Origin of the sequence: Candidatus Profftia sp. (ex Adelges kitamiensis) (assembly GCF_020342455.1) — a bacterium.
In the GTDB taxonomy this organism is placed as follows: domain Bacteria; phylum Pseudomonadota; class Gammaproteobacteria; order Enterobacterales; family Enterobacteriaceae; genus Profftia.
The window spans coordinates 472,354-486,379 of the sequence record NZ_CP080506.1 but is presented as its reverse complement, the minus strand read 5'-3'; the positions used below and the strand labels follow the sequence as shown (position 1 = coordinate 486,379).

General features: G+C 21.3%; 5 protein-coding genes and 1 pseudogene. 5 read left to right on the top strand and 1 reads right to left on the bottom strand.

The features are described 5' to 3' along the window. Positions 1-307: 307 nt before the first annotated feature. Complete coding sequence (gene suhB, locus K0T98_RS01155; RefSeq protein ID WP_225639585.1) at positions 308-1,087, top strand: inositol-1-monophosphatase; 780 nt, start codon at positions 308-310, stop codon at positions 1,085-1,087. A 368-nt stretch (positions 1,088-1,455) separates the two neighbouring features. Here the strand turns inward: suhB and tusA are convergent, their stop codons facing one another. Further along, complete coding sequence (gene tusA / locus K0T98_RS01150) at positions 1,456-1,734, bottom strand: sulfurtransferase TusA (protein ID WP_225639584.1); 279 nt, start codon at positions 1,732-1,734, stop codon at positions 1,456-1,458. A gap of 1,716 nt (positions 1,735-3,450) precedes the next feature. Between tusA and K0T98_RS01145 the strand changes: the two genes are divergently transcribed. The 4 genes and pseudogenes from K0T98_RS01145 to K0T98_RS01130 all read left to right on the top strand — a co-directional run. Continuing rightward, a complete protein-coding gene (locus K0T98_RS01145; protein ID WP_225639583.1) occupies positions 3,451-4,752 on the top strand; it encodes an anaerobic C4-dicarboxylate transporter in 1,302 nt (433 codons plus the stop codon). A 2,227-nt stretch (positions 4,753-6,979) separates the two neighbouring features. Next, a complete protein-coding gene (gene mlaA, locus K0T98_RS01140; RefSeq protein ID WP_445082779.1) occupies positions 6,980-7,741 on the top strand; it encodes a phospholipid-binding lipoprotein MlaA in 762 nt (253 codons plus the stop codon). A 4,264-nt stretch (positions 7,742-12,005) separates the two neighbouring features. Then, a complete protein-coding gene (gene tsaE / locus K0T98_RS01135) occupies positions 12,006-12,482 on the top strand; it encodes a tRNA (adenosine(37)-N6)-threonylcarbamoyltransferase complex ATPase subunit type 1 TsaE (protein ID WP_225639581.1) in 477 nt (158 codons plus the stop codon). A gap of 3 nt (positions 12,483-12,485) precedes the next feature. Next, positions 12,486-13,793: pseudogene (locus K0T98_RS01130) on the top strand (N-acetylmuramoyl-L-alanine amidase); the annotation flags it as partial. Positions 13,794-14,026 lie beyond the last annotated feature (233 nt).

Genomic DNA, 14,026 nt, shown 5'->3' with positions numbered 1-14,026 from the left:
TTTATTTCATCACTAACAAAATAGTAATCTTACTTAAAAAGTAAAATACATTATACAATCATCCTTATATAAAGTAATAAAAATTAATTAAATATTACAATATTTAGATAATCTTAATTTGTTTCTAAATATTATACTTTTAAAGTATAGACTTATTATTAAGATTATATAGCATCTATATAATTGGTTTATAAATTATCAATAAAGATAAAATTAAAATCAGTCATAGCTGTTTTATTGGAAATAATCTATTATTATAGAATAATATTCTTGTGCTTAAATGTTTTTCTATGGGAAATAAAAAGACATGAATCCAATACTAAATATCGCTATACGAGCAGCACGTATGGCTGGTAACCTGATTATTAGATATTATGAAAATTCTAACGCTATTCAAAATAATCAGAAATATGGAAATGATTTTGTCATAAAACTTAAGCGTAATGCTGAACACTTAATTATAGAAACTATCCGCAAATCTTATCCTAATCATATAATTATAAGTGCAGCACAAAATACAGTAAGCAGTACTGCTACTAATATTCAATGGGTAATTGAACCACTTGATAGTACTGCAAACTTTATTAGAAATTTTCCACACTTTGCAGTATCTATCGCAGTAAGTGTAAAAGGACGCACTGAAGTGTCTGTAGTTTATGATCCTATGCGTAACGAACTATTTACTTCAATTAGAGGTGAAGGAGCTCAGTTAAATGGATATCGTTTAAGAGTAAAAACAGCTAAATATTTAGACAATACTATCCTAGCAACAGGTTTTCCATTAAATATCAAATATTCCTCTTCTAATTATTTAATTATATTGAGCAAATTATTAAAACAATGCGTTAATTTTCGTTGTACTGGATCCCCTGCGCTAGATCTAGCTTATGTTTCAGCTGGACGTGTAGATGGTTTTTTTCAACCAGGCTTAAAACCTTGGTATTTTTCAGGTGGAGAGTGTTTAGTGCGTGAAGCAAATGGTTTAGTAACTGATTTTTTGGGTGATCATAACTACTTAAAATCCGGCAATATTATTGCCGGTAACCCGCGTATTGTTAAAGCTATTCTAGCTAATATACGTTATTAATCTAAATACAGAACTTAATAGTTACATATTCTAAGATTTTTATAAAGTATTAATAAAATTTAAAAATTAAATGTTATAAAATGTATTCAGTAAAGAATTTGTATTTACCCATATAAATAAATTGTAGTTACCCTATATAATATATATAAACATTTTAATCTTTATATATATTATATATTATTTTTTCTTTTTAATTATTTAAGCATTACCACATATTATGCGTTTTATAATACAATATTATATTATTAATAATAAAAAATTTTAATATAATAATCTATATATTATTACTATTTTATATAAAATATTTTATGCTTATAGCACTTAAATATTTAACGTTAAAAAATTAAATATTTTATATCAAAATTATTTTAACAATACTTATCAATTGAATGTGTATTATTACCTAAACCTTTGCGTAATAGATAACAATAAGGTATTGTTTCAGTATTTTTTGCAATCATTTGATGATCCATAAAGTTACAGAAACCAGGAATATCCCGAGTAGTCGATGGATCATTAGTGATAAGCAATAGAGTTTGTCCATCTTCCATATAGCGTATAATTCTACGTACCATCATAAGAGGTTCGGGACAAATAAGTCCTAATGTATCTAATATTTTATCGGGATTAGAAAAAATATTGTTCATAAATTTTCTCTGACTAATAATAAAATGAGCAATGTTGGTAAATCAATAGATTAAACCATTGTAAATAAAAAATTATTTTATTTTATCTCTTTAAAAGGATTAAAAAAGTATTTATATAAATTATATTTAATTAACACTTTAATATAAAATTTTTAAAAAATATATGAGTGATGATACTAATCATATTAATGACTCATTATATGTTTTTTATAAAATTTAGAAAACAATTATATTGTGTTGTACATACACTTAATAATATTTAATATTATTAAGTTTATACCTAATAATTATAGTCAATAATTACTTATTAATATACTCAGTTTTGAAACTATTTACAGTTATCTAGATAACTATCATTTTATTCTTTATAATATTTATATAATAAAAATATCTAAATTATTCAATTGCCTATTATATCACAAAAATATAAAAAAGAAGAATTAATAGATCTAATATATAAGTAAAGATACAACCTAATACTTTTAAGTAACTATAAATTTTAATATTATTAATTATGGATAGATAATATACTAAAACTAGTTGTTAACTATACTTTAATAGTTGTATTAATATTTGTTTTTACTTTTAGGTGGATATAATATTATATACTGTATTTATACAGTAAATAATAATTAATTAATGATTAAATACAAACTTAAAATATCTAATAAAATAATAACTATTATAGAAGTAAAATTAAAATAAATAAAGATCACTTAATTACCTTTTATATTGCATATTCTAGCATAATTTATTAGATTACATATTTTATGTGATAATAATTAAAGAACATTTAGTATAGAAAAATAAAAAAATTTTATCTATAAATACAGTCACTATTCTAGCAAAACTATATTATTACTACAAAAGTAGTTTTTTTATTACTGATAGTGATTTAATCATATATTTTAAAAACATTAAATGTATAAGATATTAAAACCTAGATTAGTAAAATTTTTTTATAAGCAGTACAAATAAATAGCATTTAGATACACTAACTTAAATAATCAGTAATATAATGAAACTATGATAATATAAATAATATTTTATAACCTAGTTAACAAAAAATTATAATTAATATTATATGATGCACTGAAAAAAATAACTATTATATATAAGTATCTGCTTAAGAAGAATGTAGATTCTTATATGTTATCGATTAATTATCATAGCTTATAATTTTAAATATATTTTTATACTCTTGATAAGAATATTTAGTGTATCTCTAATGAATATCTAGCCTATAATCAATATTAATACCTACTCTTAGTTTTTAATAAAACATAATACTGTCGTATATCATTTTCCTAATGAGATACGTTGCAGAATACATAAATATTATTTTTTGTAATAAAATTCATATGACTACTAATCATAATATGTGAGGATTATTATGCTGTAAAATATTCGATACAATATAAACTTCATTATGTTTTTTATAAACTTAACAGTGTTATTATTAAAATAAATATAAAAAGATAAAAAATAATTATATTTAATAATAATAAGTAACTTATGATATTTTTACATATGACTTGTTATTGACAATAACAAATATACTTAATACTTAAGTATTTTTAACTATTATTTTTTTAACTAGTTATAGAATTAATATTCTACTTATAAACCTTGATTACATATACAAAATAATTTCTTTTTAGCAATTTTATTAAGAATAACAGTAATATTATCACTGTAGCTTAAGGAAAAAGCATTATGTTAGCTTTAGAATTAATAATTGTATTACTTACTATATTTTTAGGTATAAAACTTGGAGGGGTTGGAATAGGATTTACTGGTGGTTTAGGGGTTTTAGCTCTCGCAATGCTCGGTATTAAACCTGGCAATATTCCACTAGACATCATTATTATTATAATGGTGATTATGACCACAGTATCTACTATACAAATTGCCGGTGGCATGGATTATTTAATACAAAAAACTGAAAAAATTTTACGTAAAAATCCTAAATACATTACGGTTATAGCACCTATTATTACTTATTTTCTTACTATTTTTACCGGTACTGGAAGTATTATCTTATTTACTCTTCCAATTATTACAGAAGTAGCAAAAGAACAAGGAATTAGGCCATGTCTCCCACTATCTACCTCAGTTATTGCATCTCAACTTGCAATTACAGCTTCTCCAGTCTCAGCAGCTGTAGTATATATGTCTTCTATTATAGAAAGCCAGGGTATTAGTTATATTAATCTGCTAATAGTGGTTATTCCGTCTACTTTTATGGCTGTATTAATAATGTCAATAATAGTTTCTCTATGCCTTAATTCAAAACTGTCAGATCACCCTATCTATCAAAAACGTTTATCTGAAGGACTTATTAAGGTAGTTAGAAAAAAGCCGCTGGTTATTAAATATCAAGCAAAAAGATCTGTATGGATATTTTTGTTGGGTATTATATGTATAGTATGCTATGCAATAATTAATAGCCCAATTACAAATTTAATTAAAGAACCAATTATGAATACAACAGAAGCCATTCTAAGTATTATGCTGAGTATTGCAGCAATTACAATTATTTTATGTCATATTGAAACTAATAAAATATTAAATTCCAGTACACTTAAATCTGGTATGAACGCATGTATTTGTATTTTAGGTGTTGCTTGGCTAGGGGATACTTTTATTCAAGCCAACCTTGAGTGGATTAAGGACAATATAAGTAGTATAATTCAATATCACACGTCGTTTTTAATAATAATATTTTTTTTTATATCGATATTATTTTATTCTCAAGTAGCAACAGCTAAAGCATTAATGCCGATGATAATAACACTAAATATTTCTCCTGTAGATGTAATATCTGCTTTTGCAGCAATTTCTGGTCTTTTTGTAATACCAACATACCCAACTTTAGTTGCAGCAGTAAGAATAGATGATACTGGTACTAGTAATATTGGTAAATATATTTTTAACCATACATTCCTTATCCCCGGTACTATAGGTGTAACTTTGTCTATTATATTTCATATTTTACTAGGTAGTGCAATACTTTAAGACTATTTATTTATATAATTACAAAAATTACGTAAAAAATTCTTTGATAGCTATCTTTTAAAATTGAATTATAAAACACTGATAATTTTATTATATTAGCCATTATATATAAGTTATAGTAAAATTAAATATATGAGGAGCAATTATTAAATACAATAACGTAATAAAATAATAGAATTATACAGGTTATTATACTAATCACATATAATATTTGCGTACTTAACTAAAATAGTTTTCATATAACATATAAAATATTTTTACTATGAACTTACATATATATACTGTTTATATTAAATGAAATTTAAATTTACTCACACTTAAATAATACTACTTTTAAAAAAGAAAGAATTATAATAACTCAACAAAATACCATGTTTATAAGTTACGATACTAATAAAGTATTTATACATATTTTTAGAAAAGATAAAAGTATATATATATGGAAATAAAGATATTACTAATATATTGAGAGTATTTTATTTTTAAAAGTAAAATTATATTAATAAGTATCAATACTTAGTAATTACTATACTATATATCAATATTTTTATATAAATCAAGATAACTCATTATTATATTATATTGATTAACAATATAATACTACTTTCCTAGGTTTAATTTGATACTTAATATAAGTGTATATTAATAATAATATTAATATATTATATATGAACTAAAAGTTATTACTATTTATAAAATATATAATACCTAAAGTTTATAATCTAATTGTTTGCAGTATAAAAAAACCTTTTAATAAAAAGGAAATATAATTTATTAAAACACAGTATTTAATAAATATTTTATACAGTAAAAATAATATATAGATATTTATCTATTATGTAAATAATGCTATTTATAATTTAATAATATTGTGGATACAACTATAATAAGTAATCAATATTAATATAATAATATTATTATACAAAATATGCTGCTTTACTCTTTGATAATTTAGTATGTATCTTTATATACAATAGTTATTTAATATAAAATATGCTATAAAGATTATTATTGCATACTTCTTGATATCAATATTTTGAAAAGATTATTTCCACCAGGAAAAATTTTAATAAAAATATTATTTTACAATCACTAAAGTTTAATATAGAAGCAATAATACATCACTCTTAATATATCGTTATTTTTAACCAACTATATTAAAATTATAATTTTACATAGTACTAGAGTAGACTAATGAGTAAAAGTAAAAATTTTTACTCATTAGAAATGATATACCCTTAAATATACTGTAATTATCAAAATATATATCTTATTAATAAGATCAGTTAAACTTTCTTAATAAACTTATTAATATTAAATACAGATATTTTTTTAAATAAATTATACTAATATTTGTAATAATGATTATATATTCACTAAATATTTAAACAATACATTTATTGTAGTAATAATAATTTTAAAATTATATAAATATAGTCATAATAGAATATTTAATTAATTTAATTATATATATTCTTATTCTAAGAGTTTTAATTTTAGTGCATGATAAATAATAAAAGGATATATCTCAATTATTTTAAATAAATTATTTATAATATAAATTTTTATAATTAAGATTTGATATTTTTTTTTACAAAAAAATTATAATACATATAATAATTAATTTTAAGTATTTTATAAAATTCAATATAATATCTATATAAACCAATCTAACCATTCTAGTAGGTAGGTATATATAATGTCAGAGTATAAAATATGATTAAATTATCATAGGTTATAGTACTCCAGAAAATTAATACATTATATTTATTTAAATATACTATATTCAGAAGATAATGTATACGTTATAACATACAACTTAAAAAGTAAGTACTTATATTTATGTTATTGATTTTTTGATAATACTTAAATCGTATTATATTTACTAGTATAGTAAACAATATAACTATATTGTTGCTATTAATAGTTTATTTCGATACTTATGTATTGAATGCAATACTTACTAAGTTTTTAAGTATTACTAATAATACTTTATATATAACATATAAATACATAAAATCAATAACTATATGACTAGTATATTAAAAATAAAATTTTATTATTTATTATAAATAATCTAAGATTACCTTAAAAGTATAATACAGTACTATATATTTTATATATTAAAAATAGTTACCTTCACTAAAAAAATTCTCAGGAGAAGATATAAATTTTGATTAATATCATTTTAGTAAATTATCAGGAAATTGTTTTTATGGAGCAAAATATGAAACCTCAGTTTATAAAAGTCACCTTAATAAGTTTTTTATTATTAAAATGTATATTGTATTCATTAACAGCTCAAGCTCAATGGCGCTCAGATCCTTTAGAAAGTTTTAATCGCACAATGTTTAGTATCAATTATAATTATCTAGATCCATATATTTTAAGACCAGTAGCAGTCGTATGGCGTAATTATATGCCAGTTTTAATACGTATTAGTTTTTCTAACTTTTTTAGTAATATTGAAGAACCAGCTAGTATGGTTAACAGTATTTTAGAAGGTAAAATTTATAATGGATTTATACACTTTAATCGATTTTTTTTAAATACTATCTTAGGTATGGGTGGTTTCGTAGACGTTGCATCCATGGCCAATTCTAAACTAGCTAAACAAGATTCTCATAGATTTGGTAGTACACTGGGATATTATGGTATCCCATATTTTCCATACATCGTACTACCTGGCTACGGCAGCTGTACTCCCCGTCAAGAATTTGGTAATTACATCGACTATCTTTACCCTACTCTTAGTTGGTTAACATTTTGGATGTATATAGGGAAATGGGTTGTAGAGGGTATTGAAACACGTGCGCAGCTTTTAGATTCTGATAGTTTACTAAAAAACTCTTCAGATCCCTATACAATATTACGTGCAGCTTATTTTCAACGAAATAATTTTCTAGCTATAAATGGTCAATTAATGACGTCAACACATCCAAATACTTCTACGATTCAGTATGCATTAAAAGATATTGATTCGGGTTAAATGGTATTCATAAAAGAATATTTTTATTCTACTTAAAATTATTATATTATATAAAATATAAACTACTATATTAAGAATAGCTAAAATTAAATACCTCTCCACATAGAATTATAAATGTTTAATTTAGTATAGTAAAAGACTACTAAATTAAATAAAAATATTAATGTATATATCTTTGATATAAAATATCATTTTACATATATAAAATATAGATTCAATTATATTAAAAAATATTTATAAATACCTATTGGCTTACAAATAAACTAATTCTTAAATAAGAATTAATTTATTTTGCTAACTATATTGTAAAATTACGTAATCTATATTTTATTTATTACAAATTATTGAATATTTCTTAGGTATTCATAAAATATTATCTTAATATATAAACCACATTAAATTAAGTTTCTATGTTTTCAAGCATAATTTTAAATGTTAAATACTATTTAACTACATTTGGAAGGTAATTATAATAATAGTTAAATATTCAAGAAACCTCTTAATTATTCCCTTGCTAAAAATAAATCTAATAAATAAAAGTATGTATATTATAACAGATATCCTAAATTTATTATTTATATTTCTTGATCTTATACTATAATTATATATCTAAATTGAGATATAAAACCACTATGGTTATCATATAATATATACATATTATAACATTATATTTTATGTTTACTATACTACCTAGTAATACATCAAAGTATTAAAATAATACTTTAAATTTTAAAAAAATTATTGTAAAATAATAGTATTATCATAAATATTTTAGTATTAAGTATCTACTTAAATAGTTATTTTTACAATCTATTATTTGTTTTATAGCGTATATTGACAAGAATAAATATTCTGCTATTCGAGAAACATTATTATTTTAATGGCTCCGTAATATAGACAGAGCTATTGCTTACTATAAGTACAGTTTATTACTAGCAATATAGTTCTTATGATTTATCTCTAATATTGTTAATCTAATATTCAAAATAGCTACATATTTGGTAAATAAAATTATATATTTAGATATAATAATTAAAAATATAGCTACTAGCTTATATAAATATTTTATTGAATAATGTTCAGATTTAAATGCATATCAGACAAGAAACACACATAAAAATATATAATCCGCATCAATAAGAATACTATATTTAAAACTAGAAGACTCAAATACTAAAATTAATTTACGATTATATCCACTTAATAAGTTTATGATTAACATTTTTCTTATTTTATATACAGATATTTATGAGATATTAATATAATATCAGTACAAGAACATAACATTTTAAGTGTATCATCGTCTTTATCTATATAACTCATTATAAAACAATGTTATGATTGAAAAGAGAATACAGACGACGTGTATAGCTATAACTACACATTAGGGTATTATGGTAAATATCTAAGAATAGAAGTTATGGGGAAAAATATCTGGAATGTTATTTATTACTATTTCTAGTACTGTGATAGATGTAGGTATATTACGTACATCTAGACTAACAGAAATAAAATCTAACTATTTACTAAAGAAAGAGCTAAATTAGGTAAAAAATCTAGAGTAGATTATATATAGAATAAAATTCTCTATCTTTAATATACATAATATAACTAAATATTACTAAGTAATTACTGTATATCCACTTTCTTATATAATATTCATCGTCTACTATGTAGATTACAATATAAGATATTTTATCTGTAAATTTTATATAAAACAAATATTTAATATTATAGATCAGTTTGATATTATCTGTTAGATATTCATAGAGTATACAACAACTCAATAATAGATGTATATTGATGTTTATATTTATCTTAATAAAGATAAACATCAATATACATTAATACCACAATTATTTACAATACACTTAATAAAAATATATTCATGAAATACAGTAGTCATTATTGATATAAATTAATGCTAATCTAATAATATTTATAAATTAATATTTAGTAGTTTACATGTAATAAAAAAATTACAATATTATTACTTATAAAAACAGTGGTTTTATTAGTAATAATAGCTGTTTAATTAATAATTAAAAAGGATCAATAAATTATATTTAGAGATATACAAAGAAGTTATATATAATAATATTTATTATTATATTTTTTATTTAAATAAGTAATAATATTATTTTATATTTTAATAATTTATTAACACTACATATCAAATCAATAAAAAATATAATTCCTTAATATTTTAAATCAGTTCAATATTAGAGTTTTTAATAATTAGCAAACTAAATCAATGTGATGGTTAATTTAGTGTAAATAAAAGATTATAAGATAATACTTTAGTTTTTTGATATATATCGTAATTACTTTATAATTATAATAATATAACATAGACATTCTTACTCAAGAATAATCTATTGATTTAGAATAAACATTAATACAAGAAAATATTATATATTTAATATAATTATCTGATTTAGAAAAAAATATATTATAAATTTTAATGAATACAAAATACTTACATTACTCAATTAAGTAATTGTCAAATTTGCTTATTAAGTCAAGACAATAAACATTAAAATATTTATTTTTCTATTAATCTAAATATATCCAATGAATTAAGAAGAATATTTTATTCTCAATAAATGGTAATTATTCAGGGGTCTTATATAAAAGACGTTAAAAATATTACAAAAATACTATTTTGCTAATCTGATAAACTAATATTATTTAAATTCAATATAAATAAATTATATCTAACTTATCAAGTATTTTATTGCTTACTTATTTCGGGACTACTAATACATAGTTATATAAAAATATAATTCACTTTTAGTGAACAATAGAATTGTTATTATTCTTAATATATCCTTATAACTAATAACAATCAAGATATAAAGATAATTTAATTTTTTTATTCTAAATAATATTTTATCTACATTTGATCTATACAACTAAATTCATATATTGTTAATATACTCTAATATCTTAATTGATAGAGGGGTAAGATTCTTATAGAATTTCAGGGCTATATAATTAAAATATTTTAAACTATACTATAAGATATAAAAACTATACTGTTTTTTTTAAAAGTGTTCTCTCTACAGAGAAAGTGATTTAATTTATTAAAAATACAAAATATTATAAATATCTACCTCTTATACTAATATACAATATTTATTGTTAGAAAATGTTTTTGTTTATTTTCTTACTTTAATAAAGTTATTCTATAACTTCTAGATAGTCGACTTATTAAATTTATAATCAGAATCATAGTGCATTATTAAATAAGTCAAAATTCATAAGATATCTTATATAAACAAGATATAATTACAGTATGTGATTTTTTATAAAAATTTTAAAATTGATGACTACTAACTACTAATATTTATATATAAATTTCAAAATAAAAATCAATAAACCTATTTATTATTACAGAAATAAATAAGATCGAAATTATCTAAATAATTATATTAGAATAATATCAATAAGCAAATTAATAAATTTATTATTTAGGAAAAAAATTATTTAACTAATATACTAATGATAATTAAATGATTTATTAAAATATAATTATTTATCCTAGCTAATGTGTTATTTTTTATCTATACGGGTATATCTTAATATAATATTAGTATCTAGAGTAAGTTATTAATAGTTTTATTTATTTAATAAAATGATTGGTTATATTGATGTTAGTACTAGTATAAAATTTATTATTACCATTATAATATGATATGTCATACTTTATAAAAAAATATAGTAAGTTTAATTTTAAGATACCATAAGAAATAGCCTATAATAATATAGCTAGATGTAATAAATAAGCTTTTAATATTATTAATATAATATTATTACTCATAAAATTATAAATGATAAATACTATAATTTTTAATTATTTTACTTTATTTTAGCGTATTATTAATAATTTGACATATAAAATAATAAAACTTAATAAACTATCATAATTTAAATAAAAGTCCTAAGTTATATATATCTAATTCTTAACAATTAAAATATTAAGAGGAAAAAGGTCTAAAATAAATTTTAGAATATAATATTTTATATCTACTATACTATCTATACAAATATATAATAATACATTATAAGGACTATAACTATTAATTAAATAACTATAAATATTTTAATAGAAAAATTGATAATGAAAGATATTTTTTATACCAACATAAAATATATGCGCGCTTGTCATTTATAAAAATAAACAACAAGAACTATAAAATTATTATTTTATATAAAATAGATTTTTCATAAATATTTTAATAAGAATGCGTAATCAATAATCATGATATATAAAATAACAAGTACTCTCAAAAACACAACAGATACAATATTCTTGAGTACCTTGATAGCATTAGCTATTTGTAATAGTGCTACTATTATTTATTTATACGGTGATATAGGAACAGGTAAAACTACCTTTAGTAGAGGATTTTTGCGATCTTTAGGATACACGGGGAATGTTAAAAGCCCTACATATACCTTAATAGAATCTTATAAATTAAAGTTAATAAATGTGCACCATTTTGATTTTTACCGTTTTAAAAACCCAGAAGAATTAGAGTTTATAGGTATTAGGGATTACTTTAATACACAATCTATTTGTCTAGCTGAATGGTCACAACAGAGCGAAATTTTTTTACCTAAACCAGATATAAAAATATATCTTTCTTATCAAAGAAAAGGACGTGCAGCCAGTATACAAGCATATACAATACATGGTAAATTAATTTTAAAAAAAATAAAAGGACAAAAACAATAGCAAATGTATATATATAAAAAATTTTGTATAATCATATGGTTATGTTTTATTGAATCATTACTACCTAAAATAGTTAATGCAACACAAATCACTAATATTAAAGTTTTAAATGGACAAAATGAAGCTAAGGTAATCTTAATATTTGATAAACAACCAACATACACTTGTTTTGCTCAATCTAGATTAAATAAAGTGCTAGTATATATAACCAAAACTAAAAAAATTTCTAGGGGATTACCTATGAAGTTTAGTAAAAATAATATACTTAGCTGTATTCATACAGGTAAAAATTTAAGAGATGATACAATTCAGGTGATCTTTGATGTTACAAGAAAAATAAAATTAGGTATACTTAATATAGGAAAATTAGCTATATTTACAATAAAATATGACGTGCCTGCAATATCTGTAAAATCATCATTAAATAATATTCATATATCTACAAGAGATGTTATACATAGTAATACTATAATTACTACGTGTCATATAAAAAAACACCAATATAATACTACTAAGACAACACTGATAACTAAAAAAACAAAACCAATAATAACAGCTTTACACCGCAGTAATTGCTATAATTTTTATAAAATTGTAGTAGCTATTGATGCCGGACATGGTGGGCAAGATCCTGGTGCAGTTGGTAGTCATGGTATATACGAAAAGAATATAACCTTATCTATTGCTAAGCGTTTACAAAATTTGATGAATAATGATAAAATATTTTACCCTATTCTTACACGTACTGGAGATTACTTTATACCTGTAATAGGACGGGCTGAAGTAGCGCGCAAAAAACAAGCTAATCTTCTTATTTCTATACATTCAGACGCGGCACCAAATCATAATGTATCAGGATCTTCAGTTTGGTTGTTATCAGATAGACGTGCAAATAATGAAATGGCTAACTGGTTAGAAGAACAACATGATAAGAAAACTAAACTGCTTGGTGGTGCAAGTGATGTATTAGCTAACAATAGTCATGATAAATACTTGAGTCAGGCTGTTATAGATTTGCAATTTGGTCACTCACAACGCGTAGGAACAGACGTAGCTATAAGAGTGATACGTGAAATGAAATTAATTGGTAATCTACATAAAATACGCCCTGAGTACGCAAGTTTAGGAGTTTTACGCTCTCCTGATATTCCTTCTTTATTAGTAGAAACTGGTTTTATTAGTAATAATAAAGAAGAACGTTTATTAAATAGTTCCGCCTATCAAGAAAAAATTGCTAAGGCTATATATAATGGAGTGCGAAAATATTTTCTTGAACATCCATTACAAAGTAGCCATAAAATAGCAAATAGATCGAAGGTCTTAATATAGTCTATTCACTTAAAATAAAAAAAATTAGAAAAAAATTTATTACCAAATAATATATTTATTTGAATACAATTTTAAAAATATAAGTTTAATCCACATACTATCTTAATTATACAAAATAATAATTTAGTTATCAAACTATTATAGAAATATAATATTTTAATTTTATGTAATATTTTAATATAAAATCAATAATATATGATATATACTAGACTTAG

Bases quoted from the DNA above. Each gene is read 5' to 3' on its own strand.
- suhB (WP_225639585.1), top strand. From the start codon at position 308: ATGAATCCAATACTAAATATCGCTATACGAGCAGCACGTATGGCTGGT.
- tusA (WP_225639584.1), bottom strand. From the start codon at position 1,734: ATGAACAATATTTTTTCTAATCCCGATAAAATATTAGATACATTAGGA.
- K0T98_RS01145 (WP_225639583.1), top strand. From the start codon at position 3,451: ATGTTAGCTTTAGAATTAATAATTGTATTACTTACTATATTTTTAGGT.
- mlaA (WP_445082779.1), top strand. From the start codon at position 6,980: ATGAAACCTCAGTTTATAAAAGTCACCTTAATAAGTTTTTTATTATTA.
- tsaE (WP_225639581.1), top strand. From the start codon at position 12,006: ATGATATATAAAATAACAAGTACTCTCAAAAACACAACAGATACAATA.